We start from the raw sequence: 24,560 nt of genomic DNA, 5'->3' as shown, positions 1-24,560 counted from the left end.
TCACAGGTTCGTTACACGAACGCCCTGTACGTAAATATTGACGGCACCGATCGTCAATCCGAGTGTTTTCTTCAGTGTATACTGTACTTTGGATTGTACTTGGTAGGCGACTTCCGTGATCTTCGTTCCGTAACCGACAATAATGTACAGATCGATCTGCAGATCAGCCCCTGCGTTTCTCACGATGATCCCGCGGCTGTAATTCTCTTTTCTCAAGATCTCCGTCAGTCCGTCGCGGATCTGGTGTTTCGATGCCATACCGACCACGCCGTAACATTCGACTGCAGCTTCACCGACGACCCGGGCGATCACATCATTCGTTATATCAATTTTCCCATGATCGTTTTCCAATTGAATTGACATGCCACGATCCCTCCTGCATCCAGTTTCACTGTTCACATTGTACTATATAGACCGCTATAAGAAAAGAAAGCAAGCGTTTTCTTGCCGGTGTAAAGGAAAAGCCCTTGAAAGAACGACGAAAAAAGCTTGCAAGCATCCAGCGGATATGATAAATTGTTCTAGTATGCGAATTATATTAATCATCATTCGCGAGGAGGTTATAAAATGGCTAAAGAATGTGTAATTACAGGTCGCAAAGCACGAGCAGGGAATAACCGTTCCCACGCAATGAACTCCAGCAAACGTACTTGGGGTGCAAACCTTCAAAAAGTCCGTATTCTTGTTAATGGTAAGCCGAAGCGTGTATGGGTTTCTGCCCGCGCACTCAAATCAGGTAAAGTTCAACGCGTTTAATAGACCGTACAAAAAGAAAACGCCGGGCTGGTTGTTCAGCCGGGCGTTTTTTCATTGCGCTTTTTCCGTTTCTTCGCTGCAGAGGCTGCAGGCTTCGTCTTCGCTTTCGCCGTTTCCTCTTTCGAGAACACCACCATGCACTTCCGGACGATCCCGCTTACAAACTTAGGCAATGTGAAAGTATAAATCCGCAAGTTCCCACTCCTTTCAGGAATCTGAGCTCCTTACCATTAAACATATGCCCGTACGGATCGTGATAGTACAGAAGGGGGCCGTGATTTCGTTGCTCGTGAAGCGGGTGTCCCCGAAATGGATCGTCTCCTCCTCCACTTCGTACTTCACACCAGCCAGCGACAGCCCTTCAGCGGTCATCGTCATCGGGAACAGCGACAGATAGGGAAAGGCCCCGCTGCGCTCCACACGCGTGACGCCGGGCGGCAGCACCCTCATCTCATTCTGCCGGTTCGCGAGCACCCATTCCGTCCCCCGATACCTGAGTGTATACCTGCCGAGCAGCTGCAGCGCGGAATACATATGATCCAGCCGTCCGCCTGTCACGCCGGTGATGATGACGCGGTCCGGCGCAAGGCTGAGCGCCGCCTCGAGGGCGAGTTCCGTGTCGGTCTCGTCTTTCTCAGCGGGCCAGCGCTCGATCCGGCAGCCGGCATCCTCGATCGCTTTCATCTCCTCGGTACTGACTGAGTCGAAGTCACCGATGGCGGCAGCCGGGATGATCCCCGCTTTCAGCAGATGCACCGTCCCTCTGTCCGCCCCGATGAACTGGACGCCTTCATCCGCAAAAGAAGCCAGAGGAATCAGTTCTTCCTCCGGCCCCCCTGCACATATGATGACCGTCTTCACTTGGCCAATGCCTGCTCGCCTGCCGACCGGATGTCTGAGATGGCGGCAGCTCGGTCTTCTTTGTTGTATACTGCGGATCCTGCTACAAATACGGTCGCACCTGCTTCGACACATGGTCCGATCGTCTCGGGCGTGATGCCGCCGTCGATTTCGATGTCGACGGAAAGGCCGCGTTCCTTCAGCATGTCGGACAGCTGCTTCACTTTCGGAACGACCGACGGAATGAATTTCTGACCGCCGAACCCGGGATTCACGGTCATGAAGAGCACGAGGTCGATGTCTTCGAGTACATGCTGGATGCTCTCCACAGGTGTATGCGGATTCAGGACGACGCCCGGCTTGACACCGAACGACCGGATAAGCTGGATTGTCCGGTGCAGGTGGCGGCATGCTTCGACGTGCACGGTTATATAATCAGCGCCCGCTTTTGCGAATTGTTCGATGTAGCGGTCGGGCTCTTCGATCATCAGGTGCACATCGAGGGGCAGCTCCGTCACCGGACGGATCGCTTCGACGATCAGCGGTCCGATCGTGATGTTCGGGACGAAATGGCCGTCCATCACATCGACATGGATCCAGTCCGCGCCTCCGCGTTCCACGTCTTTGATCTCTTCGCCGAGTCTGGCGAAGTCGGCTGATAGAATAGAAGGGGCTATTTTAATCATTCGGTTAATACCTCGGCTTTCTGTCAGTGATTTCCTGTAGGAATTGAAGATAGTGATCGTACCGGCTCTGCAGGATCTCCCCGCTCTCCACTTGCCGTTTCACTTCACAGGACGGCTCCTTCAAATGGAGGCATCCTCTGAACTTGCACTGTTCGGACGCTTTCGCGAATTCCGGGAAACAGCTGCTGAGCTCCTCTTTTTCCAGTGTATCGAACTCGAGCGAACTGAAGCCCGGCGTGTCCGCCACAAGCCCCCCCGCCACTTCATGCAGCTCGACGTGGCGGGTCGTATGCTTGCCGCGTCCGAGGGATTCCGAGATTTTTCCGGTTTCCAGGAGCAGACCGGGCAGCAGCGTGTTCAGCAGGGTCGATTTCCCGACACCGGACTGGCCTGCGAGCACCGTCGTCTTCCCTTCCAGGTACGGCTGCAGCGCGGGCAGGATTCCCGGATCGTCGATCGATGTCAGCAGGACGGTGTAGCCGATGGATCGGTAATAGGCGGCCCATTCCTCTGCACGCTGCAGACCGGGCACCGATGCCTTGTCCTTCTTTGTCAGGCAGATAAGCGGCTCGATGCCGTGCGATTCGACGAGAACGAGGAACCTGTCCAGCAGTCCGGGGCTGAACTCCGGCTCGACAATCGAGACGGCAAGCAGCGCCGTATCGATATTGGAGACAGGCGGGCGGACGAGTTCGTTTTTCCGCGGGTGAACCTCCGTGACGGTGGCGTCTTCCTCCCCCTCTTGGACAATCGTCACCCAGTCGCCGACGAGCGGCGTGATCTTCCGCTTCCGGAACACGCCGCGTCCGCGCGAACGGATCATTCCATCTTCTGTCTTGACGTAGTAATAACCGCTGAGAGCTTTTCGAATTTGTCCTTCCGGCATCCTATCCCTCTTCCTTATTGAATGTCTTTGTAGTCGAATGTCTTTTCGTCGATGATCGTCGTCCCGCGGAGCACTTTATAGCCGCCCCGCTGGCCTTCTTCCAGTTCAACGGTGATCTGTTTCTCGGTGTCTTCAGTAATTTCGAATTCCTCCACCGGATCAGTCATGGAATGCGACCGGTCCTGGATATAGATCCGCACTGTCTGCGGAGCTCTCTCTTCATCCCCGCCGTCTTCCGATGAATCATCGGTGTCTTCGGCTTCGTATGGGATTTTGATACGCTTCGCGTACAGTTTGACCGGCTTCTGAGCAGGGCCTTTCGAGACGATGACACTGATCTCGGCACCGATCGGCAGTGACTGCCCGGCAGACGGATCCTGGCTCATGACCTGGCCGGCCGGAATGCTGTCCGAGTGCGTCCGTTTCTTGACGGTGATATTGAAGCCGGATGACTTCGCATATTTGGTGAGCTGGTCATCGGTATAGCCGATCAGGCTTTCCAGCGTCACCAGTTCAGGGCCTTTGCTCACCGTGAAGATGACATCGGTCTCGCTCGGCACGACTTCCGATTCAGGTTCCGGGTCCTGGTCCAGGATGGTCCCTGCCGGTTTGTCGTCGTATACTTCCTCCGGCACGACGGAACGGAATCCGTACGTATCCAGCCGTTCTTTCACGGATTTGAATTCCCTTCCTTTGTAATCGCTGAAGGTCATCGTTTCCTTGCCGGTGCTGACGTACAGTTTCACCGCACTGCCTTTGTCGCGCTCTTTGCCCGCTTCCGGGATTGTCCGGAACACTTCTCCGGATTCGTACTCTTCGGACGGCTGTTCGAGCTTATCATCGATGGTGAATCCGCTGTCTTCCAGAAGCGCGATCGCATCGGCTTCGCTTTTTCCGAGTACGTTCGGCACCGTCACTTTGCGGTCGAATACGCCCGTCAAGTAGAGGACGGCGCCTGCCGCGATGAGCAGCAGGACAACGAGAAGCCATGGCCACTTTTTGCGTTTTTTCTTCGCCGGTTTTGCGGCAGGCTGTACCGGAGCCGGTTTCACCGGCTCGATTTTCACCGTATCTTCCGGATCGATCAGGTGCGGGACGTCTTTGATGACGGGCAGTGCCCGTGTTTCGTCCTCGTCGAACGGCAGGGCGAACTTCGTTTCATCATGACGCGACGGGTCGAGCGACGTCTGAAGATCGTCATACATCTCGTCCGCCGAAACGTAGCGGTGCCTTGGGTCTTTGGCAGTCGCCTTCAGGATGATGTTTTCAACACTTTGCGGGATGGCCGGAAACTCCGCCCGGACGGACGGTGTTTCTTCCTGAAGATGTTTCAAGGCGACTGCGACAGCGGATTCTGCAGAAAACGGCAGTTTCCCTGTGAGCAGTTCATAGAAGACGATCCCGAGTGAGTAGATATCGGATTTCTTCGTCGCCATGCCGCCTCGCGCCTGTTCCGGCGACAGATAATGGACCGTGCCGAGGACGGAATTCGTTTTCGTATGTGACGTGGCGGTGAGTGCCATCGCGATTCCGAAGTCCGTGATCTTCACATTGCCTTCCTCGTCCATCAGGATGTTCTGCGGTTTGACATCGCGGTGAACGATGCCGTTATGGTGCGCGTTCGAAATCGCCGCCACCAGCTGAAGCATGATCGGGATCGCTTTTTCGGGCGGGAGCGGTCCGTTCTCTAGTATGTACCGCTTCAGCGTCATCCCTTTCACATATTCCATCACGAGATAATGGAGCTCATCCTCTTCACCGACGTCGAAAATGTTGACGATGTTCGGGTGGGTGAGGCTCGTTGCCGAGAGGGCTTCCCGCTGGAACCTGCGCTTCAGTTCCTCTTCGTGGGCGAAGTCGTAATTCAGCACTTTGATGGCGACGTCCCGGTCGAGGATCAGGTCGTGCGCCAAATAGACTTTTGACATGCCGCCTTCGCCGATCGTGCCGATGATGTCATAGCGGTCCCCAATACGATTTCCGATCATAGGGCACCCGCCCCGGACGCCGGATGGGCAAGCAGGACAGCAGTTATATTGTCTTCGCCGCCGCGCTCATTTGCCAGATCGATCAGCTGGGCGACTTTGCCGTCCAGTGTACCGCCGCCGCTGATGAGCACCCGCATCGTCTCCGGTTCCACTTTGTTGCTCAGCCCATCCGTACACATGAGCAGATAATCTCCCGGATGGAACCGAAAATGGTAAAAATCAGATGTTATGCTTTTCTCGGATCCCACCGCACGCATGATCCAATTGCGCTGCGGATGCACTTCCGCTTCCGCTTCAGTGATTTCACCGCTTGCGAGAAGCGCATTGACATACGAATGGTCTTTTGTGATCTGGGTTATTTCGCCGGATCGGACCAAATACACCCGGCTGTCCCCTACGTGCGCGATATGGCAGTCACCGCCCTGGATGACGGCCGCTTCGAGTGTCGTGCCCATCCCGTCATGCTCCGGGGCGGACTGTGCTTTTTCATAGATCAGCCGATTGACTTTGCGGACACTCTCATCGAGCCACTCCGCCCACATATCAGCGCTCCTCGGAACCCCATCCCGGAGTCCGTCAAAGTGCTCCCCCATCAGTCTGACCGCCATGGCGCTGGCGACATCGCCGCTCCGGTGGCCGCCCATACCGTCCGCAATGACTGCAAGGACCGTCCCGTCATCCAGTTCAAAACAGGCGGCCTGATCTTCGTTGAACGTCCGTTTCCGGCCTATGTCCGTCCGAATACTGAACAGCATCTCTCTTCCCCCATTCGTTACTCGCTTTTCTGTGCAGTTTCCGGCTTCACGATAGCAGCGGCAAAGAATCCGTCACTGCCGAAATGCTGCGGCAGCACTTGCAGCATCCCGTTCGGCGTCGACAGGCCGGCTTCCCGGAAAAATTCCGGCACTTCCTTCACTGCTTCCGGATGCTTCTCAAGGAAGTTCAGGACGACACCGTCATTTTCGGTCTTATCCACCGTGCATGTGCTATAGACGATCTTGCCGCCCGGTTTCACGAGTGTCCATGCGGTTTCCAGCAGCTGCGCCTGGATTTCCGACAGCGATTCCACGTCCGCTTCCGTCTTGTTGTACTTGATCTCCGGTTTCCGGCGGATGACGCCGAGTCCGCTGCACGGAGCGTCGACGAGGATACGGTCGAATGTCTCCGGCTCGTATTCGTCGCCGAGTTCCCGGCTGTCCCCGCTTGACGTCCAGATCGATTTCAGTCCGAGACGGTCGGCGTTCTCTTCGATGAGCGCAAGCTTATGGTCATGAAGATCATGAGCATGAACTTCACCGGTGTCCGCCAGATGCTCTGCGATCTGGGTAGTCTTCCCGCCCGGCGCAGCACACATGTCGAGCACTTTCATGCCCGGCTGGACGTCGAGCGCGTAGACCGGCAGCATGGAGCTTTCGTCCTGCACGGTCAGCCAGCCTTTCGTGTACGTGTAAGTGCTTGCGATATTGCCGCTGTGGCAGTAGATCGCTTCCGGCACCACTTTGCCGATCTCCACTTTCGCCCCTTCGCTTTTCAGCTGATGAAGCGCTTTTTCAACACTCGTCTGCACTGTGTTGACCCGTGCGGTATTGATCGGCGGGATGTTATTGGCAATTGCCATCTCCCGCGTGTCAATCATCCCGTACTGGTCGATCCATCGGCGGATGAGCCATTCAGGATGGCTCGTCTCGAGGGCAATCTTCTTGATTTCATCCGTCTCTTCCTCGATGGAGCGCACGCCCTGCCGCAAGACGGACCGCAGCACGCCATTGACGAGGCTCGCCGTCCCTTTGTGTCCGCGGCGTTTCGCGATTTCGACCGCTTCATTCACCGCGGCATGCGGCGGGATCTTCGTCAGATAGACGATCTGGTAGAGCGACAGGCGAAGCAGTTCCCGCACCCAGTCATCGAGTTTCCCTTTAATGAATGGCTCGAGGTAATAGTCGAGCGTCAGCCGGTGCTGGAGTGTCCCGTATGCAAGCGTTGTCAGGAGGCCTTTATCCTGGCTTTTGATGCCGTATGTGTCGATCGTCCTTGTCAGCAATAGGTTGCTGTATGCCTGGTTGCGGCTCACTTCGAGCAGGATGGAAAGGGCGGCGTCCCGGACGTTCCCTTTCCAGATCGGTTTCTTTTTCGCTGTCATTGGAAACGGTCCCCTTCTTTCCATTGGCTTCCTGACCCATTCAGGAAGACATCTGCTGTCATCCGTTTCTTGCCGGCAGGCTGCAGTTCGGTGATGGCGACGGCGTGACCGTCCCCTGCCTGTACAAGGATCCGGTCTTTTGTGAGTCCTATGATTTCACCCGGAGTTCCGTCCGATGAACCGTCCGCGGGCTCCGTCTTCCATACTTTCACGTTTTCCCCGCCGAATACCGTATAGGCGGTCGGCCACGGGGAGAGCCCCCGCACTTGGTTATGGATGCTGCGTGCCGGGCGTGTCCAGTCGATCCGTTCTTTCTCGCGTGAAATGTTGCGGGCGAACGTCACGAGCGACTCGTCCTGAGGGATGCGGTCATTCGTACCGTCCAATATGGAAGGGAGCGTCTCCTTCAGCAGCTGTTCACCGGCCTTCGACAGTTTCTCGAACATGCTGCCGGTATCATCCGTCTCCAGGATCGGCACGGTGACTTGGGAAATCATGTCGCCGGCGTCGAGTTTCTGTACCATGTACATGATCGTCACGCCTGTTTCGCTGCAGCCGTCCATGACCGCCTGGTGGATCGGAGCTCCGCCGCGGTAGGCCGGCAGCAGTGAGGCGTGAACGTTGATGCATCCGAGTTTCGGTGATTCGAGCAGTTCGTTCGGCAGCAGCTGGCCGAATGCCGCTGTGACGAGCAGATCCGGCTGGAGCGCGATGATCTCCTGCAGCTCGGCGGACCCCTTCAATTTCTCCGGCTGGATGACCGGCAGCCCGAGGCGCAGCGCTTCCGCTTTGACAGGGGGCGGCGTCAGGACACGTTTGCGGCCGACCGGTCGATCCGGCTGCGTGACGACAGCGAGGATCGTGTGGCCTTCCTCGTGCAGCATGCGCAGGATCGGCACTGAAAAGTCAGGTGTTCCCATGAATACTAGTTTACTCAATATCGTTCCCGTCCTCTCCAAGTTCCACTAAGGTTTCATCGAGCTCCTCGAATTCCGAAGCGTCCACGATCCGGCTTATCTTCGTATTGAACAGGATGCCGTCCAGGTGATCGATCTCATGCATGATCGCCCGTGCTTCATAGCCTTCCGCTTCCAGCTCATAGAGCGAGCCGTCGCGTTCCTGCGCTTCGACGCGCACGAAGAACGGCCGCTTCACTTCGCCGTACAAGTCCGGAAAGCTGAGGCATCCTTCCAAGTCGACATCCTCGCCGCCGACCGCTGTGATAACAGGGTTGATCAGTTCGATCGGCGCGTCGCCTTCTCCTATGTCGACGATCGCCGCACGGATCGACTGTCCGACTTGCGGTGCTGCAATGCCGACACCGTCCGCTGCAATCATCGTTTCCATCATATCGTCGAGCAGCTTATGCAGCCTGCGGTCGAATTTCGTGACCTGTGCAGTTTTCGTTTCAAGGATTTCATCCGGATATTTCACGATTTCCAATACAGTCAAACGGATTCCTCTTTTCTTGCCCCGGTCAGTAGATGACGACCGGGGATTTGTCGACCGACAGCAGCAGCCCGTCCTTGATCCACCCGGTGCGGTAATGGCGGATGAGGGCCTGCAGCGTTTCTGTCAGTTTCGGTTCTTTTTTGTATTTTATCAGACATTGATAGCGATATCTATTATTCACCCGGCTGATGGCCGACGCGGTCGGACCGATCAGCACACTGTCCGGGCCGAGATGCTCCGTCAGGAAACGGGCCGCTTTCTCGGCGTATTCGACGACCTTCAGCAAGTTCTCGTGGCTGAATTGGATATTGACGATATAGTAGAACGGCGGATAGCCGAACTGCTTCCGCGTCCTCATCTCCATATCGTAGAACGGCTCGTACAGCTGCGCTTTCGCGAGTTCGATGGCGTAATGTTCAGGCGTATACGTCTGGATGAACACTTCGCCCTCCAGATCATGCCGGCCCGCACGCCCGCTCACCTGAGTGAGCAGCTGGAACGTCTTCTCGGCAGCCCGGAAGTCGGCCAGATGGAGCGTCGTGTCGGCCGCGAGCACCCCGACGAGCGTGATGTTCGGGAAGTCCAGTCCCTTCGCGATCATCTGCGTGCCGAGGAGGATATCCGCCTGGCCTTCGCCGAATTTCTGCAGGAGGCGTGCATGTGATCCTTTTTGGCGTGTCGTATCGACGTCCATCCGGAGAACGCGCGCCTCCGGGAACAGCCTCGCGACTTCCTCTTCCGCTTTTTGCGTGCCTGTCCCGAAGAATCGGATATGCTCGCTTTCACACTCCGGGCAGCTGTGCGGCACTTGTTCTTCATGCCCGCAATAATGGCACTTCAAGTTTTCGGTCGCCCGGTGGTATGTCAGCGAAATGTCGCAGTTCGGGCATTGGATCGTCGTTCCGCAGTCGCGGCACAGGACGAATGATGAAAACCCGCGTTTGTTCAGGAACAGGACGATCTGTTCGTGCTTCGCGAGCCTGGCGCGGATCGCTTCCGCGAGCGGCACGGAGAACATGGAACGGTTGCCGTCCTTCAGCTCATTCCGCATATCGACGACGGTCACGGACGGCAGTGCCTGCTCCTTCACTCGCGTCGGCAGCTCAAGCAGTTCGTAAACTCCTTTTGACGCGCGGGCGTATGATTCAAGCGCCGGTGTCGCACTCCCTAATATGACCGGGCAGCGGTTGTACGCGGCACGCCAGATGGCGACGTCCCGTGCATGGTAGCGCGGGTTATCCTCCTGTTTGTACGTCGATTCGTGCTCTTCATCCAGGATGAGGATGCCGAGGTTCTCGAACGGGGCGAATACGGCAGAACGTGCGCCGACGACGACTTTCACTTCTTTCCGGTGGATCTTCCTCCACTCGTCGTACTTCTCACCCGCTGACAGTGCACTATGCATGACGGCGACCTGATCGCCGAACCGTTCCTTGAAACGGGATGTCATCTGCGGGGTCAATGAGATTTCCGGGACGAGTACGATCGCTTCCCTGCCGTTTTTGAGCACTTCCTCGATCGACCGCAAATAGACTTCAGTTTTGCCGCTGCCGGTGATGCCGTGCAGCAGGAAGACGCTGTCCCGCTCTTCATGGAATGCATCCGTCACTTGGCGGACGGCTTCCCCCTGATTGGCCGTCAGTTCAGCCGGCGCTGAACTGTTCTTCATGTGGACGGTTTCCGGTTCGCGGTACACTTCCGTCTTCCGTTCCGTGGCCGCCCCTTTGTCGATGACGGCTTTCAGGACGGTCGCGGACATACCCGCCTCTTTCATCAGCCGGCCCGCTTCCATCGATTCACCGGCATGCGTGAGCATCCATTCGAGCAGATCCCGCTGTTTGGCCGCTTGCTTGTTCAACCCTGCAAGCATCGTTTCGATCGTCCGTTTGTCCTGCATGTGGATCATCCGGACCTTCTTGACGGCGGTCTGCTGTTTCACGAGTGTTTCCACCCGGACAGCGCCATCCGTCGTGTAGGCTTTCAGCAGTTTCAGCAGTCCCGGTGTATCGGCTGCTTTCAGCGGCACCCGCTCCCTGCCGTTCAACATGCTTAAAAACGCCTCGTCCGTGACAGCTTCCGGCCGGATGATGACGATGAACTTTTCGTATTTGGCGCGCATCGCCGCCGGCAGCATCACTTGGAGTGCTTCGATCCGGTAGGCGAGCGTGTCCTCCGCAAGCCACTCCGATAACTCGAGCAGTTCCGGTGAAAGGACCGGCTCGAAGTCGATGAGCTGTTCGACGGGTTTCAGTTTCGTTTCATCCAGCCCGCTCGTTTCCTTGACATCGATGACGTAGCCGACGACTTTGCGGGGGCCGAATGGCACTTTCACCCGCATGCCCGGCTCGATAAAACCTTGAAACAGCGCAGGGATCGTATAATCGAACGGACGGTCGATCGGATAGGCCGCGACGTCCACGATCACTTCAGCAATCATTGCGCATCAGATCCCTTGGCTGCGATCAATGCCAGCAGTTCGCCGGCGAGCCGTTTTTTCTCCATTGCCGGGAAGGTGCGCTCCGTCCCGTCTTTTCCGATCAGGGTGACGACGTTGGAATCACTGCCGAACCCGCCGCCCGGATCCGTGACGTCGTTGACGACGATCCAGTCAAGGTTCTTTGACTGCAGCTTCCCTTTCCCATACGCAACAGCATCGTTCGTTTCAGCAGCGAAGCCGATAAGGCACTGATGCGTCTTTTGCTCCCCGAGTGTCTTCAGTATATCAGTGGTGCGTTCAAGTTCGAGAACCGAATCGCCTTCTTTTTTCTTCATTTTGTGAGGATGCGCCGCTTTTGGACGGTAATCCGCCACTGCCGCGGATTTCACGACATAATCAGCGGATCCATAATGCGCAAGCACCGCATCGAGCATCTGTGCCGCACTTTCGACGTGTTCGATATGGACACCCGCAGGCGGATCGATTGCGACCGGGCCGGAGATGAGCACGACGTCAGCGCCGAGCGCGGCGGCTGCCTCCGCCATGGCATAGCCCATCTTGCCGCTTGAGAAGTTGGAGATGTACCGGACCGGGTCGATCCGTTCGAGCGTCGGTCCCGCGGTGACGATGACCTTTTTCCCGAGAAGCGGCCGGTCGTCGTGCTGTCCGAAGAACCGTCCGACGAGTTCCGTTATCCGTTCGGGCTCTTCGAGACGCCCTTTGCCGACGTAGCCGCACGCAAGGAACCCTTCCGACGGCTCGATGAACCGGTATCCGTCCCGGCTGAGCCGGTCGATATTGCGCAGGACAGCAGGGTGTTCATACATATGGACATTCATGGCAGGCGCGATCCAGACAGGGGACGTCGCAGCGAGCAGCAGCGTCGTCACCATGTCATCGGCGATCCCGTTCGCGAGTTTGCCGATCACGTTCGCCGTAGCAGGCGCCACGATGATCAGATCAGCCCAGTCGGCAAGATCGATATGGGCGATGACAGCGGAATCCTTTTCGTCGAATGTATCGGTATAGACATCGTTGTGCGACATGACCTGGAAGGACAGCGGCTGCACGAATTCACGTGCGGATTCCGTCATGACCACCTTGACGTCCGCCCCTGCCTGGCTCAGCTTACTCACCAGGGCCACGGCTTTATAGACGGCAATTCCTCCCGTCACACAGAGCAAAATCTTTTTGTTCGCCAGCATCGTGTTCATTCCTTTCCAAAAATAGCAAACTCCCAAAGAAATTCGTTTTCTAAGGGAGCTTCCATTTCTTATTCAGCTGAGGCTTACTTAAATTTCGTCTTCGTAGACAATGGAGTCATCCGTCTTTTGCTTATTCAGCAGACCGGCGGACACTTCTTCCAGTGCTTTGCCGACATTTTTGTGGGATACGTATTTCATCGACTGCTCGTTATGCTTTTCCTGCAGTTCGCGTGCGCGTTTCGCGGCGAGCGAGACGAGCGTATATTTGGAGTCGATCTTCTCTTTCAGTGAATCTACGGATGGATATAACATGGATTCATTCCCCTTCCAGCATCGCTAAATAGCGTTCTTCGACACGTTCTCTTCTGCAGTGCTCCGCTGTGACGATTGCGTTGATGCGGTCGCATGCTTTGGACACTTCGTCGTTTTCGACAACATAATCGTATAAGTCCATCATTTCCAGCTCGTCCCGGGCTTTGGCGACACGGGTGGCGATGACTTCCAGCACTTCCGTACCGCGGCCGACGAGCCGCTGCTCGAGATCGGACAGACTCGGGGGTGCGAGGAAGATGAACAGTCCGTCCGGCATCTTTTCACGGACCTGTGCGGCGCCGACCACCTCGATCTCGAGGAACACATCTCTTCCGGAGTCGAGTGTTTCGTTCACGTAGTCGAGCGGGGTGCCATAATAGTTGCCGACGTATTCGGCATGCTCCAGCAGTTTTCCTTCAGCGATCAGCCGTTCAAACTCCTCTCGCGGGCGGAAGTAATAATCGACACCGTCCACTTCCCCTTCGCGCGGAGAGCGTGTCGTCATCGAAATCGAATATTCATAATTCGTATCAGGCTGTGTAAACAGCTCTTTTCGAACGGTCCCTTTTCCGACACCGGAAGGGCCGGACAGGACGATCAGAAGTCCTCGTTGTTTAAACATGCAATCCCTCTTCTAACTATAGTCTCTCAATTCAAATCAGCCCTGGACGGGATCGATCCGAAGAATGTATTCGTATTATACCATATGTCTGCCGTCTAGTGCTAAAATGGAGAAAACGAACGGAAAGAGGAATTCACATGGCATTTGACGGATTGTTCACAACCGCGATGAGACGCGAACTGCAGACGATCGAAAACGGCAGGATCACGAAAATCCATCAGCCGAACGCACAGGAAACCGTCCTGATCATCCGGGCGGGCGGCCAGAACCGGAAGCTGCTGTTCTCCGTCCACCCTTCCTACGCGCGCGTCCAGTTTACAGAAGAAACGATCCAGAACCCGGCAGAGCCGCCGATGTTCTGCATGACGCTCAGGAAGCACCTGGAAGGCGGCACGGTCAGAGCGGTCGAACAGGTCGGCACGGACCGGATCCTGAAGTTTTCGATCCGTGCGAAAAACGAAATCGGTGACGATATTGAACGGGAGATCATTTTTGAAATCATGGGGCGCCACAGCAACTTCCTGCTCATCGACCCGGAACGCGGCATGATCATCGACAGCCTCAAGCATTTACCGCCGTCGGTCAACAGTTATCGGACAATCATGCCCGGCCAGCCATACATACCGGCACCTCCCCAGGACAAGGCGGATCCGTTTGGACTTTCGGAACACGATTTCGAAACCTTACTCCCCTCCTTCGATTCGCCGAAGTCGGTCGTCCGGGAACTATCCGGATTCTCACCGATCCATGCAGAGGAACTGCTTTATCGGATGCGCGGCTTGGAAGGGTCGGATGCGTTTGGCACCTATCGCGCTTACGTACAGACGTTCTCTGAAGGCCCGTTCCACCCGAACCTAGTCGAGAAGGACGGAAAACTGCTGTTTTCAGCTGCGGAATTGACTCATGTCGATGCACGGGCGACCGTGTTCCCGACACTCGGCGATCTGCTGGACAAAGTCTACTTTGCCCGGGCGGTCCGCGAACGGGTGAAGGCGCAGGCCGCCGATCTCGAGCGCTGGCTCGACAATGAAATCGCGAAGCTCAAGCTGAAAGTGCAGAAACTCGAGAAGGAGCGGAAAGACGCGGGACGGCTCGATACGTTCCAGCTGTATGGTGAACTGTTGACCGCAAACAGTTACGCGATTGAAAAAGGGCAGAAGGAAGCAACTGTGGATAACTATTACGAACAGGGCACGACGGTCACCATTCCGCTCGATCCGCGGAAGTCGCCCATCGACAACGCACAGCGGTATTTCTCCAAGTATTCGAAAGCGAAGAACGCCCTCGTGCAGATTGCGGGACAGCTGGAGAAGGCCGCGGAGGACATCAGTTATTTCGAGATGGTGAAGCAGCAGGTGATGCAGGCATCGACCGATGATATCGATGAGATCCGGGATGAACTGGCGGATCTCGGGCTCATGAAAGCTCGGAAAGGCAAGAAGAAAGCGAAGCCGAAGAAGCCGAAACCGGAATCATACGTGTCTTCGTCGGGCATCACGATTTCCGTCGGGAAGAATAACCGGCAGAATGACTGGCTGACATCGAAGCTTGCAGCTCGCAATCATATTTGGCTCCATACGAAGGACATCCCGGGGTCCCACGTCGTCATCCATGATGACGCGCCGGACGACGAGACGATCCAGGAAGCTGCGGCGCTTGCAGCGTACTTCAGCAAAGCACGCGGCTCCGCATCCGTCCCCGTCGATTACACGGAAGTGCGCCACGTCAAGAAACCGAACGGCTCGAAACCCGGTTTCGTCATCTATTTCGAACAGCAGACCGTCTTCGTCACTCCAGATGAAGAGATCGTGCGTCAGCTGAAAGCATAATGTTCCCGGCAAGGCTCAAGCCTTGCCGGTTTTTTGTCGTTTGGGTGATGTGCTCATAAATTGATGGAAACGCTCATAAATTGCCGGAAACGCTCATAAAACGCTTGGAACGCTCATAAATTCTCGAAAGCGCTCATAAAACGCAGGAAACGCTCATAAACTCCAGAAAGCGCTCATAAAACGCAGGAAACGCTCATAAAACGCAGGAAACGCTCATAAACTCCAGAAAACGCTCATAAAACGCAAGAAACGCTCATAAATCTCAAAAACCGCTCATAAATCCAAAAAAGCGCTCATAACCCGCAAATTCCGCTCATAATCCCCCAGCACGCGGTCTGCCGCTCCGCCAATAACCGACCAATACCGCGCAGTAGATCACTTCCACCATTCAAAAAGGCCGGGCATCATCGCCCGGCCTCCACTTGCCTTATAAAACCCCTGTTTTCAGCTTCTCGTGCCAGTCCAGCAGCGGACCTACGGATTCTTTGCGGATCGCACCTGTGCGGGTGGCGACTTCCGCCAATGCATGGAAATCCGTCAAGCTCGTATACGTCAGCCCGGCTTCCTCGAATGCACGGTCGGCGCTCTCGAGTCCGTACGTGAAGATCGAGACGACCCCTTCGACATGCACGCCTTCTTCCCGCAGTGCTGCCGCCGCGGTCAGGCTGCTGCCGCCTGTCGAGATCAGATCTTCGACGATGATTGCGCGGTCTCCCGGCTTCGCTTTCCCTTCGATCTGCTTGCTCCGTCCGTGGCCTTTCGCCTTTGAACGGATGTAGACCATCGGCAGTCCGAGGATGTCGGCGATCCAGGCAGCATGCGGAATTCCGGCTGTTGCCGTTCCGGCGATCAAAGTCGTTTCCGGATACTTCGTGCGGATCACTTCCGACATGCCTTCCGCGACCCGGCGGCGTCCGCCCGGATCCGACATGATCAGACGGTTGTCGCAATAGATCGGGGATTGGATGCCCGATGCCCATGTGAACGGCTCATCCGGGCTCAGTGTCACTGCCCCTGCATGCAGCAGGATCTTCGCTATTTCGTGTTTATTCATCTTCCATCGAGTCCTTTCCATTGCTGCGTGATTTCATGGTAAGCGGCGATCGGATCGGCCGCCTGTGTGATCGACCGGCCGACGACGATATGGGTCGAGCCGCGCCGAGCCGCTTCCGCGGGAGTCGCAATCCGCTTCTGGTCGTGTGCTTCGTCGGAAGCGAGCCGTATGCCGGGTGTCACTTTCAGGAACCCATCCCCGCAGGCAGCCGCGATACCCGCCGCTTCCCAGACGGAACAGACGACGCCGTCCATCCGAGAGGCCTGTGCGAGCCGGGCATAGTGCAGCACCGATTCATCGAGCGCCTTCGGTATCAGCTGTTCCTGCTGCATCTGCTCTTCAGTCGTTGACGTCAGCTGGGTCACCGCGATGATCTTCGGGCGTTCCTTACCGGCGGCCGTCCCTTTATCCAGCCCTTCGACAGCCGCTTCCATCATGGCGGAGCCTCCTGCTGCGTGGACATTCACGAGATCGGCGCCGACCAGCGCAAGCGACGTCATCGCCGATTTCACGGTATTCGGGATGTCATGCAGCTTCAGATCGAGGAAGACGTCGAATCCCCGCTCTTTCAGCTGATGGACGATGGCCGGGCCTTCTTTGTAGAACAGCTGCATGCCGACCTTGACGAACGTTCCTTGTCCGAACGGCTGCAGGAACGACAGCGCGGTGTCCCGGTCCTCAAAATCGAGTGCGATGATCGGGGATGTATTCATAGCGCATGGCTCCTTCCGATGAGTTCTGTAATGTGGTCAACGCCGAGCTCATCCAGCACAGCCGGCAGTTCCCGGATGATTTCCGGACAGACGAACGGATTGACGAAATTGGCGGTTCCGACAGCGACGGCGCTTGCCCCCGCTGACAGGAAATCGATGACGTCTCCTGTATCCGATACGCCGCCCATTCCGATGATCGGGATATCGACTGCACGGCTCACTTCATAGATCATCCGGATGGCGACCGGTTTGACGGCCGGGCCGGACAGGCCGCCCGTCTTGTTCGCGATGACAGGCCGGCCGGTTTTCCGGTCGAGCCGCATGCCGACGAGTGTGTTGATCATCGTGATCCCGTCCGCGCCGGCAGCTTCCACCGCTTTTGCGATTACAGTGATATCAGCGACGTTCGGCGACAGTTTGACGTAGACCGGGACGCTCGACACCGCCTTGACAGCAGCTGTCAGTTCCCCTGCGAGCACCGGATCCGTCCCGAAGGCGATCCCCCCGCACTTGACGTTCGGACAGGAAATGTTCAGTTCAAGTGCATGGACATTCCGTGCTTTCGAAATATGTTCCGCCACCTGCACATAGTCTTCCACTTCCGATCCCGCGACATTCGCGATGATCGGGACATCATATTGTTCCAGACGCGGCAGTTCCTCAGCCAGCACTTTATCGAGACCGGGATTCTGCAGGCCGATCGCATTCAGCATCCCTGCCGCCGTCTCTGCGACGCGCGGTGTCGGATTGCCGAAGCGTGACTTGAGCGTTGTCGCTTTGATCATGATTGCGCCGAGTTCGGATAGATCATACAGATTGCCGTATTCCTTGCCGAACCCGAAACAGCCGGATGCCGGCATGATCGGATTCTTCAAAGACAGACCTGGAAGTTCCACTGCTAACCGGTTCATATTGCCACCACCCCTGCAGGGAATACCGGACCGTCCGAGCACACTTTGACATAGGGCCGTGTGTCACTGTCCTGCGTTTTGCAGACGCACGCGAAGCAGGCGCCGATCCCGCACCCCATCCGCTGTTCGAACGACAGGAACCCCTGTTTGTCCGGGTAAGCTGCCTGGATCGCCTGGAGCATCGGTGTCGGACCGCATGTGTAGTATGCGGAGAAATCGACAGGATTGCGGCGGAGGGAATCGGTCACGAAGCCCTGTTCTCCGGCAGTTCCGTCCGCTGTCACGATCCTAGTCTCTCCGAGTGCAGCGAATTCCTTCTCATAGAATACGGCGGATGCACTCTGGAAACCGAGTACGTGGATGCAGTGGACGCCGCGCGCGGTCAGTTCCTTCGACAACTGGTACAGCGGCGGGACTCCGATGCCGCCGCCGATGAGCAGCGCCGTACTGCCCGGTTCCGATTGATCCGGTGAAAAACCGTTGCCGAGAGGGCCGAGCACATTCACTGCGGAACCCGGGGCTTTCTGTGCGAGCAGCCCGGTCCCTCTTCCTTCCGCACGGAACAGGAGCGTCATGCGCCCGCTGTCCCGGTCAAAGGAGGCGATGGAAATCGGCCGGCGGAGCAGCGGCTCATATGTATCGTTCACCCGGATATGGACGAACTGGCCGGGTGCTGAAATCTCGTTCACCAAGTTCCCTTCCAGCACCATTTCGTAAATCCGGTCAGCCACTTCGCGTATGCTCTGTATGGTCATCTGTTCCTGCAGTATCATGTGTGTGCCTCCTCAAGTTGTGTTGGACCGTCCGTGCCGCGCTCAGTCCTGTCCGGAATAGACGACTTCCCCTCCGAACAGCGTCATCACCGGCCAGCCTGTACATGTGCTGCCTGTGAACGGCGTATTCTTTCCTTTTGACACGAACTGTGCTGGATCGATCGTTTTTTCTGTCGACAGATCGAGAAGCACGAGATCCGCCGGTGCCTGTTCTTCGATTTTCCCGTACGGCAGTCCGAACACATCCGCCGGCTTTTCGGCGAACCAGTCCACAAGCTGTTCCAATGTCCACTCGCCGTTTTTCACGAAGTGCGTATACAGCAGTGGGAAAGCAGTTTCGAAACCGGTGATGCCGAACGGCGCCTTCTTGAAACCGGCCGCTTTCTCTTCCGCCGTATGCGGTGCATGGTCCGTCGCGATGAAATCGAGCGTTCCGTCAAGCAGTCCTTCCCGCAGCGCCGCGAGGTCCTCCGTTCCGCGGAGCGGCGGATTCATCTTCCACATCGCGTCGTCACCCGGGATGTCATGCTCCGTCAGCAATAAATGATGGGGGGTCACTTCGGCTGTCACATGCACTCCTGCCCGTTTCGCGTCACGGATGACCCGGACGGATTCCTTCGTACTGACGTGGCACACGTGATAATGGGCGCCTGCTGCTTCCGCCAGCAGGATGTCCCGTGCAATATGGACCGATTCCGCTACGGACGGGATGCCCGGCAGGCCGAGTTCCTTGTTACGGATGCCTTCATGCATTGCACCACCGTAGATGAGTGTATTGTCTTCACAGTGGGCGACGACCGCCATATCCAATTTCGCGGCATCCTGCATCGTCTCGAACATCATGCCCGCTTCCTGGATCCCGACTCCGTCGTCCGTGAACGCAAACGCACCGTGTTCTTTCAGTTCTGCGAGATTCGTCCGCTCTTTGCCGGCTTCCCGGATCGTGATCGACGCATACGGGAGCACACGGATGACCGCATTGTTGCGGATCAGCCCGTTCACATACTCGAGATTTTCAGCTGTGTCCGGTACAGGACGGGTGTTCGGCATGGCGCAGATCGTCGTATAGCCTCCTTTTGCTGCGGCCTGTGTTCCGCTCGCAATCGTCTCTTTCCGCTCACCGCCCGGTTCGCGCAAGTGGACATGGACGTCGACGAATCCGGGTGCCAGGCAGTATCCGTTTCCTTCAATGACGTCCGCCTCACTAGAATCCAAATTACTACCAATTTCTGTTATCCGACCATCCTCGATCCGGACGTCTTTCCTGCTTTCAGGTGATTCATCATATAGCCAAATATTTCGGAGCAGCTTGTGCATGGACATTTCCTCCTCGTAAGATAATTTCCATTGCAGCCGCACGGATATATACGCCGTTTTCGACCGCTTCGTAGACGCGCAGTTTCGGGTGGGACGTCAGGCTTTCTGCAATCTCCACTCCCCAGTTGATCGGCGCGGGGTGCATGATGATGGCGTCTTTCTTCATCATCGCCGCCCGTTGTTCCGTCAGCCCATATTGAGCATGGTACTGTTCTTTCGTATAGCTCATCTTCTCGTCGTGGCGCTCGTGCTGAACACGCAGCAGCATGACGACGTCGGCCTGTTCGATCACTCCGTTCCAGCCGGACAGCGTTTCGTAGTCCCCCGACCATTCCGGCGGGCAGACGAACTGGACGTTCGCCCCGAGCTTCTTCAGGGCTTCCGCGTTCGAAGCGGCGACACGGCTGTGCGAAAGATCGCCTGCGATGACGATGTTCAGACCTTCGAACCGTCCGAATTCTTCCTTGATGGTGAACAGGTCGAGCAGCGACTGGCTCGGGTGCTGCCCTGTTCCGTCCCCTCCGTTGAACACAGGAATCTTGATGCCTTCTAGCTGCTTGTAATATTCCTTCTCCGGATGGCGGATGACGACTGCGTTGACACCGAGCGCTTCCAGTGTCTTCACCGTATCGAACAGTGTTTCCCCTTTCGTCGTGCTTGAATGCCCCGGATCGAACTGGATGATCTCAAGCCCCAGTTTCCGCTCGGCGATTTCGAAACTGAGCTTCGTCCGTGTGCTCGGCTCGAAGAACAGGTTGCTCACCAAATATTTCCCGGGCAATTCCCGGATGCCGTGGCGCTTCAAGTACTCCGCATAATTCAGGATCTCCATAATGTTCTCTTCGTTGAATTGGGTCATTGTCAGTAGGTTATCCATGCTGTCATCCTCCTTTAGTTGGGGGAAGGGTTTGAAAAAGCCTTCCCGGCAGGCAGGAAGGCTATTTATGTATACACGGGTCCTGCAAGTGCAGGACTCCATCCACATAAACCTTTCCTTGTCTCTCAGTACAATGTTAAAAGGTCACGCGTATTCAGTTGTCTTTCTTACCGAGGATCGGGTCTTCCGGATGATCCTCCAATGTCTGTTTCTCCCGTCCGGGCAGAAGCAGATTGAGCAGGACACCGACGATCGCGGCGAGTGCCATCCCTTCGATGTGGAACGTTTCGCTGAAGTTGAGAGACGCCCCGCCGATCCCGATGACGAGGATGACCGATGTGATGACCAGGTTGCGCTGGTTATCGAAGTCGACATGGTTGTCGACGAGCATCCGCAGGCCGGATGAAGCGATGATCCCGAACAGCAGGATCGAGATACCGCCGAGCACAGCTGTCGGAATCGTCGCGATGAGCGCCATCACTTTCCCGAGGAAGGAGAAGACGATCGCGAACACCGCAGCCCCGACAATGACGTACACGCTGTAGACGCGGGTGATCGCCATGACGCCGATGTTTTCCCCGTAGGTCGTTTTCGGAGGACCGCCGAGCAGACCGCTGATCAGCGTGCCGACACCGTCACCGAGCAGCGAACGGTTCAGCCCCGGATCCCGGATGAAATCCCGGTCGACGACTTTGCCGAGCACAAGCTGATGGCCGATATGTTCGGAAATGGTGACAATCGCAATCGGCACCATGATGAACAGCAAGGTCGGTGTGACGACGAAGTCATACGTGACGCCGGGTATCAGGAAGTCCGGCAGTGCCACCCATTTCGCAGCCAGGACAGGACCGAAGTCTATGATCCCGATGAGCGCAGAGTAGATGTACCCGATGATAATCCCGATCAGCACCGGCATGAGGCTGACAACGCCCCGGAAGAACATCATGCAGATGACTGCAGCGGCCAATGTGACGATTGCTGCTGAGAAATGCAGGAGGCTGTAAGTCGAAACACCGTCGATGTCTATCCGGCTCGCCATTCCGACAGCGGTCGGAGCGACAGCCAGGCCGATGACCATGATGACCGGGCCGACGACGACCGGCGGCAGGATGTTCATGATCCACTTATGTCCGGTCTTCCAGATGATCAGGGAGACGATCGCGTAGACGAGGGCGACGAACATGCTGCCGATCATCGCGCTGCCGATGCCGCCTGTTTTCGTCGCGACCTGGATCGGTACGATGAAGGCGAACGAGGATCCGAGGTACGCCGGTACTTTCCCCTGGGTGATGACGATGAAGACGAGTGTGGCGATCCCGCTCGTCAGGAGTGCGATCGCCGGGCTCAGGCCGACCAGCTGCGGGACGAGGATCGTCGCGCCGAACATCGCGAACATATGCTGAAGACTGAGTGCGAGCCATCGTGCCGGCTGCGGTTTTTCGTGTACATCCAATACTTTTTCTGCCATTTTTCTCTAGCCTCCAAGAAGTTCGTTCAATTAGCGGGCATGGATCGTGACGCTGTCTTCGTTGTCCGATTCGACCAGGTTGACGACAACGCGTTCTTCGCTCGATGTCGGGATATTCTTGCCGACGAAATCCGGACGGATCGGCAGTTCCCGGTGTCCGCGGTCGACGAGTACCGCAAGCTGGATGGCTGCCGGTCGTCCGAGATCCATGACGGCATCCATTGCGGCGCGCACGGTGCGGCCTGTGTAGAGCACATCGTCGATCAGGACGACTTTCTCATCCGCCAGGCTGTAATCGATATCCACCTGTTTGACGAGCGGTTCCTTGTTTTCGTATTTCAGTCCGAGATCGTCGCGGTAGAGCGAGATGTCGAGTTCCCCGATGCGGATCGGGTGCCCTTCGATCTTTTCGATCTTCTCGGCGAGACGGTTTGCGAGGAATGCTCCCCGTGTCTTGATACCGACGAGTATGCAGCGGTCGATGCCTTTGTTCCGCTCGATGATTTCGTGGGCGATCCGTGTGAGCGCCCGGTTAATTGCGTTTTCATCTAGAATATTCGCTTTTTCCGTCATAGGTAGTGCCTCCTTTGGATGATGGATGGCGGACAGGCGGTGATCTGTACCTGACCGGCCGGAAAGAGATGCTGCCAAACAAAAAACCTTCCGGCCGTCGTTCAGGCAGGAAGGTTTGCGTGCGTAAGCAGATCCGGGGAGATCCATGTCCGCAGACAGGTCCCCTGGAATACCGTGCATCCTTCCCAACCTCTCTGGATTGGCGTTAAAGGTTCGCTATTCGATTTCTTTCTTCAGCATACCGCGTAAAACGGCACACGTCAACCTTATTTTGAGCGCATTTCGTTCAGCAGCTGTTCATAATTTTCCGGCAGCGGCGCAGTGAACTCCATGTATTCCCCTGTCACAGGGTGCACGAAGCCGAGTGTACCTGCATGGAGCGCCTGACCGCCAAAGTCGATTGTCTTTTTCGGTCCGTATTTCGGATCCCCGGCCAGCGGGTGGCCGATATACTTCAAGTGGACACGGATCTGGTGGGTCCGGCCTGTTTCCAGACGGCATTCGACAAGGGTGAAATCGCCGAACCGTTCGAGCACTTTGAAATGCGTCACGGCATTTTTTCCATTGTTTTCAACAGCCATGCTCTGCCGGTCCTTCTTGTCCCTGCCGATCGGTGCGTCGATCGTCCCGTTATCGTGCGGGATATGTCCGTGGACAAGCGCCGTATAGACACGCGTCACCGATTTCTTCACAAGCTGGTCGACAAGCGACGTGTGGGCGTTATCATTTTTCGCCACCATCAGCAGTCCCGATGTATCCTTGTCGATGCGGTGGACGATCCCCGGCCGCATGACACCGTTGATCCCTGACAGATCCGTGCAGTGGTGCATGAGCCCGTTAACGAGCGTGCCTGTCGTATGGCCCGGCGCCGGATGGACGACCATGCCGCTCGGCTTGTTGACGACGAGCACATCCTTGTCTTCATAGACGATCTCCAGGTTCAGATCTTCTGCCGGGATATCCAATTCTTCAGGTTCCGGTTCGTCGACCGTCAGGACATCTCCCTGCTTCACTTTGTAATTCACTTTGACCGTGCTGCCGTTGACGAGTACGATCCCGTCTTTCACCCATTGCTGGATGAGGGTCCGTGACCAATCGGGATGCGCGGATGCCAGTGCTTTGTCGATCCGTTCCCCGGCTGTTTCTGTATCGATGATGTATTCAACTTGTTCCATTAGTCCACCTTAGCTTTCTTCTCTTTTTTCTCTTCTGTCAGCAAGTAGATGATGACGAGGATGACCCCTGCAGTCAGTGCCGAATCCGCCACGTTGAAAATGGGGAAATCATAATTGACGACGGGAATGAGGACACTGACGAAGTCGACCACTTCTCCCCTTACCATCCGGTCGATGAAGTTCCCGACTGCCCCGCCGAGCAGCAGCATGAGACTCCACGCAAACAGCGGGCTGTCCTTCCCTTCTTTCCGGAAGAAGTAGATGATCCCTGCCACGACAGCGATTGTGACGATGGCGAACAGCCACATCTGCCCTTCCAGCATGCCCCATGCCGCTCCGCGGTTCCGATGGGACAGCAGGCTGAGATAGGGATCCCATATCGCGATCCGCTCCCCGATTTCCATGTTCGTTGCGACTGCCCATTTTGTCAGCTGGTCCAGCAAAATGACAATCACCGCAATTCCGTAATAGATCAGCAACCCGTTCCCTCCGTCCTGCAGTGTTGTTCTTAGTTTAGCATACCCCGCCCTGCGGCGTACAAGTCAA

General features: G+C 56.4%; 26 protein-coding genes. 2 read left to right on the top strand and 24 right to left on the bottom strand.

Features of this window, described 5'->3' with window-relative positions; translation table 11 throughout:
* Entirely contained in the window at nt 1-363 is a 363-nt protein-coding gene (locus NFU03_RS01255; RefSeq protein WP_251635411.1) for an Asp23/Gls24 family envelope stress response protein, read from the bottom strand.
* A gap of 204 nt (nt 364-567) precedes the next feature.
* Between NFU03_RS01255 and rpmB the strand changes: the two genes are divergently transcribed.
* The gene (gene rpmB / locus NFU03_RS01250; protein ID WP_025785101.1) at nt 568-756 is read left to right on the top strand and encodes a 50S ribosomal protein L28; all 189 of its coding nucleotides are present in this window, start codon (nt 568-570) and stop codon (nt 754-756) included.
* Between the two features lie 35 nt (nt 757-791).
* On the opposite strand, the gene spoVM is transcribed toward rpmB, so the two are convergent.
* The 13 genes from spoVM to gmk form a co-directional block, all read right to left on the bottom strand.
* Nucleotides 792-950 (bottom strand): stage V sporulation protein SpoVM, encoded by a 159-nt coding sequence (gene spoVM / locus NFU03_RS01245; RefSeq protein WP_251635409.1) that lies wholly within the window; start codon nt 948-950, stop codon nt 792-794.
* A 13-nt stretch (nt 951-963) separates the two neighbouring features.
* A complete protein-coding gene (locus tag NFU03_RS01240; RefSeq protein WP_251635406.1) occupies nt 964-1,617 on the bottom strand; it encodes a thiamine diphosphokinase in 654 nt (217 codons plus the stop codon).
* The gene (gene rpe / locus NFU03_RS01235) at nt 1,614-2,282 is read right to left on the bottom strand and encodes a ribulose-phosphate 3-epimerase (RefSeq protein ID WP_251635404.1); all 669 of its coding nucleotides are present in this window, start codon (nt 2,280-2,282) and stop codon (nt 1,614-1,616) included. Before rpe ends, NFU03_RS01240 begins: the two co-directional genes overlap by 4 nt.
* Nucleotides 2,283-2,286: 4 nt before the next feature.
* Nucleotides 2,287-3,168, bottom strand: a complete 882-nt coding sequence (gene rsgA / locus NFU03_RS01230; RefSeq protein WP_251635402.1) for a ribosome small subunit-dependent GTPase A — start codon at nt 3,166-3,168, stop codon at nt 2,287-2,289.
* A 14-nt stretch (nt 3,169-3,182) separates the two neighbouring features.
* On the bottom strand, nt 3,183-5,156 hold the full coding sequence (gene pknB, locus NFU03_RS01225; RefSeq protein ID WP_251635400.1) for a Stk1 family PASTA domain-containing Ser/Thr kinase: 1,974 nt from the start codon (nt 5,154-5,156) through the stop codon (nt 3,183-3,185).
* Nucleotides 5,153-5,911 carry a Stp1/IreP family PP2C-type Ser/Thr phosphatase gene (locus tag NFU03_RS01220; RefSeq protein WP_251635398.1) on the bottom strand — a complete coding sequence of 253 codons (759 nt, stop codon included), beginning with the start codon at nt 5,909-5,911 and terminating at the stop codon, nt 5,153-5,155. The genes pknB and NFU03_RS01220 overlap by 4 nt, the downstream gene beginning before the upstream one ends.
* Before the next feature lie 17 nt (nt 5,912-5,928).
* Nucleotides 5,929-7,296: a 16S rRNA (cytosine(967)-C(5))-methyltransferase RsmB gene (gene rsmB / locus NFU03_RS01215; RefSeq protein ID WP_251635396.1), complete on the bottom strand. Its 1,368-nt coding sequence runs from the start codon at nt 7,294-7,296 to the stop codon at nt 5,929-5,931.
* Nucleotides 7,293-8,234 (bottom strand): methionyl-tRNA formyltransferase, encoded by a 942-nt coding sequence (fmt, locus tag NFU03_RS01210; protein WP_251635395.1) that lies wholly within the window; start codon nt 8,232-8,234, stop codon nt 7,293-7,295. Before fmt ends, rsmB begins: the two co-directional genes overlap by 4 nt.
* On the bottom strand, nt 8,227-8,748 hold the full coding sequence (def, locus tag NFU03_RS01205; protein WP_251635394.1) for a peptide deformylase: 522 nt from the start codon (nt 8,746-8,748) through the stop codon (nt 8,227-8,229). The genes fmt and def overlap by 8 nt, the downstream gene beginning before the upstream one ends.
* A 25-nt stretch (nt 8,749-8,773) precedes the next feature.
* Nucleotides 8,774-11,185, bottom strand: a complete 2,412-nt coding sequence (priA, locus tag NFU03_RS01200) for a primosomal protein N' (protein WP_251635393.1) — start codon at nt 11,183-11,185, stop codon at nt 8,774-8,776.
* On the bottom strand, nt 11,182-12,390 hold the full coding sequence (coaBC, locus tag NFU03_RS01195) for a bifunctional phosphopantothenoylcysteine decarboxylase/phosphopantothenate--cysteine ligase CoaBC (protein WP_251635392.1): 1,209 nt from the start codon (nt 12,388-12,390) through the stop codon (nt 11,182-11,184). Before coaBC ends, priA begins: the two co-directional genes overlap by 4 nt.
* Nucleotides 12,391-12,477: 87 nt before the next feature.
* Nucleotides 12,478-12,702: a DNA-directed RNA polymerase subunit omega gene (rpoZ, locus tag NFU03_RS01190; RefSeq protein ID WP_251635391.1), complete on the bottom strand. Its 225-nt coding sequence runs from the start codon at nt 12,700-12,702 to the stop codon at nt 12,478-12,480.
* A gap of 4 nt (nt 12,703-12,706) precedes the next feature.
* Nucleotides 12,707-13,324 (bottom strand): guanylate kinase, encoded by a 618-nt coding sequence (gene gmk, locus NFU03_RS01185; protein ID WP_251635390.1) that lies wholly within the window; start codon nt 13,322-13,324, stop codon nt 12,707-12,709.
* Nucleotides 13,325-13,461: 137 nt separating this feature from the next.
* Between gmk and NFU03_RS01180 the strand changes: the two genes are divergently transcribed.
* On the top strand, nt 13,462-15,153 hold the full coding sequence (locus tag NFU03_RS01180) for an Rqc2 family fibronectin-binding protein (protein ID WP_251635388.1): 1,692 nt from the start codon (nt 13,462-13,464) through the stop codon (nt 15,151-15,153).
* Nucleotides 15,154-15,580: 427 nt separating this feature from the next.
* On the opposite strand, the gene pyrE is transcribed toward NFU03_RS01180, so the two are convergent.
* From pyrE to lspA, 10 genes are all read right to left on the bottom strand, one after another.
* The gene (pyrE, locus tag NFU03_RS01175) at nt 15,581-16,207 is read right to left on the bottom strand and encodes an orotate phosphoribosyltransferase (RefSeq protein ID WP_251635386.1); all 627 of its coding nucleotides are present in this window, start codon (nt 16,205-16,207) and stop codon (nt 15,581-15,583) included.
* Nucleotides 16,204-16,920 (bottom strand): orotidine-5'-phosphate decarboxylase, encoded by a 717-nt coding sequence (pyrF, locus tag NFU03_RS01170; protein WP_251635384.1) that lies wholly within the window; start codon nt 16,918-16,920, stop codon nt 16,204-16,206. Before pyrF ends, pyrE begins: the two co-directional genes overlap by 4 nt.
* Nucleotides 16,917-17,831, bottom strand: a complete 915-nt coding sequence (locus tag NFU03_RS01165; protein ID WP_251635383.1) for a dihydroorotate dehydrogenase — start codon at nt 17,829-17,831, stop codon at nt 16,917-16,919. The genes pyrF and NFU03_RS01165 overlap by 4 nt, the downstream gene beginning before the upstream one ends.
* Nucleotides 17,828-18,604: a dihydroorotate dehydrogenase electron transfer subunit gene (locus NFU03_RS01160; RefSeq protein WP_251635382.1), complete on the bottom strand. Its 777-nt coding sequence runs from the start codon at nt 18,602-18,604 to the stop codon at nt 17,828-17,830. The genes NFU03_RS01165 and NFU03_RS01160 overlap by 4 nt, the downstream gene beginning before the upstream one ends.
* Before the next feature lie 42 nt (nt 18,605-18,646).
* A complete protein-coding gene (locus tag NFU03_RS01155) occupies nt 18,647-19,921 on the bottom strand; it encodes a dihydroorotase (RefSeq protein WP_251635381.1) in 1,275 nt (424 codons plus the stop codon).
* Nucleotides 19,887-20,798, bottom strand: coding sequence for an aspartate carbamoyltransferase catalytic subunit (locus NFU03_RS01150; protein WP_251635380.1), 912 nt, complete (start codon nt 20,796-20,798; stop codon nt 19,887-19,889). The genes NFU03_RS01155 and NFU03_RS01150 overlap by 35 nt, the downstream gene beginning before the upstream one ends.
* 154 nt (nt 20,799-20,952) lie before the next feature.
* Nucleotides 20,953-22,266, bottom strand: a complete 1,314-nt coding sequence (locus NFU03_RS01145; RefSeq protein ID WP_251635379.1) for a solute carrier family 23 protein — start codon at nt 22,264-22,266, stop codon at nt 20,953-20,955.
* A 30-nt stretch (nt 22,267-22,296) separates the two neighbouring features.
* Nucleotides 22,297-22,839, bottom strand: a complete 543-nt coding sequence (gene pyrR, locus NFU03_RS01140; protein ID WP_251635378.1) for a bifunctional pyr operon transcriptional regulator/uracil phosphoribosyltransferase PyrR — start codon at nt 22,837-22,839, stop codon at nt 22,297-22,299.
* A 266-nt stretch (nt 22,840-23,105) separates the two neighbouring features.
* A complete protein-coding gene (locus tag NFU03_RS01135; RefSeq protein ID WP_251635376.1) occupies nt 23,106-24,014 on the bottom strand; it encodes an RluA family pseudouridine synthase in 909 nt (302 codons plus the stop codon).
* Complete coding sequence (gene lspA / locus NFU03_RS01130; RefSeq protein ID WP_285835397.1) at nt 24,014-24,493, bottom strand: signal peptidase II; 480 nt, start codon at nt 24,491-24,493, stop codon at nt 24,014-24,016. The genes NFU03_RS01135 and lspA overlap by 1 nt, the downstream gene beginning before the upstream one ends.
* Nucleotides 24,494-24,560 lie beyond the last annotated feature (67 nt).

Origin of the sequence: Sporosarcina sp. NCCP-2716 (assembly GCF_023707985.1) — a bacterium.
GTDB lineage: Bacteria > Bacillota > Bacilli > Bacillales_A > Planococcaceae > Sporosarcina.
The sequence above is the reverse complement of the archived record's forward strand: the minus strand, read 5'-3'. Positions and strand labels throughout refer to the sequence as shown.

Bases quoted from the DNA above. Each gene is read 5' to 3' on its own strand.
- NFU03_RS01255 (WP_251635411.1), bottom strand. From the start codon at position 363: ATGTCAATTCAATTGGAAAACGATCATGGGAAAATTGATATAACGAAT.
- rpmB (WP_025785101.1), top strand. From the start codon at position 568: ATGGCTAAAGAATGTGTAATTACAGGTCGCAAAGCACGAGCAGGGAAT.
- rpe (WP_251635404.1), bottom strand. From the start codon at position 2,282: ATGATTAAAATAGCCCCTTCTATTCTATCAGCCGACTTCGCCAGACTC.
- rsgA (WP_251635402.1), bottom strand. From the start codon at position 3,168: ATGCCGGAAGGACAAATTCGAAAAGCTCTCAGCGGTTATTACTACGTC.
- pknB (WP_251635400.1), bottom strand. From the start codon at position 5,156: ATGATCGGAAATCGTATTGGGGACCGCTATGACATCATCGGCACGATC.
- NFU03_RS01220 (WP_251635398.1), bottom strand. From the start codon at position 5,911: ATGCTGTTCAGTATTCGGACGGACATAGGCCGGAAACGGACGTTCAAC.
- rsmB (WP_251635396.1), bottom strand. From the start codon at position 7,296: ATGACAGCGAAAAAGAAACCGATCTGGAAAGGGAACGTCCGGGACGCC.
- priA (WP_251635393.1), bottom strand. From the start codon at position 11,185: ATGATTGCTGAAGTGATCGTGGACGTCGCGGCCTATCCGATCGACCGT.
- coaBC (WP_251635392.1), bottom strand. From the start codon at position 12,390: ATGCTGGCGAACAAAAAGATTTTGCTCTGTGTGACGGGAGGAATTGCC.
- rpoZ (WP_251635391.1), bottom strand. From the start codon at position 12,702: ATGTTATATCCATCCGTAGATTCACTGAAAGAGAAGATCGACTCCAAA.
- gmk (WP_251635390.1), bottom strand. From the start codon at position 13,324: ATGTTTAAACAACGAGGACTTCTGATCGTCCTGTCCGGCCCTTCCGGT.
- NFU03_RS01180 (WP_251635388.1), top strand. From the start codon at position 13,462: ATGGCATTTGACGGATTGTTCACAACCGCGATGAGACGCGAACTGCAG.
- pyrE (WP_251635386.1), bottom strand. From the start codon at position 16,207: ATGAATAAACACGAAATAGCGAAGATCCTGCTGCATGCAGGGGCAGTG.
- pyrF (WP_251635384.1), bottom strand. From the start codon at position 16,920: ATGAATACATCCCCGATCATCGCACTCGATTTTGAGGACCGGGACACC.
- NFU03_RS01165 (WP_251635383.1), bottom strand. From the start codon at position 17,831: ATGAACCGGTTAGCAGTGGAACTTCCAGGTCTGTCTTTGAAGAATCCG.
- NFU03_RS01160 (WP_251635382.1), bottom strand. From the start codon at position 18,604: ATGATACTGCAGGAACAGATGACCATACAGAGCATACGCGAAGTGGCT.
- NFU03_RS01155 (WP_251635381.1), bottom strand. From the start codon at position 19,921: ATGCACAAGCTGCTCCGAAATATTTGGCTATATGATGAATCACCTGAA.
- NFU03_RS01150 (WP_251635380.1), bottom strand. From the start codon at position 20,798: ATGGATAACCTACTGACAATGACCCAATTCAACGAAGAGAACATTATG.
- NFU03_RS01145 (WP_251635379.1), bottom strand. From the start codon at position 22,266: ATGGCAGAAAAAGTATTGGATGTACACGAAAAACCGCAGCCGGCACGA.
- pyrR (WP_251635378.1), bottom strand. From the start codon at position 22,839: ATGACGGAAAAAGCGAATATTCTAGATGAAAACGCAATTAACCGGGCG.
- NFU03_RS01135 (WP_251635376.1), bottom strand. From the start codon at position 24,014: ATGGAACAAGTTGAATACATCATCGATACAGAAACAGCCGGGGAACGG.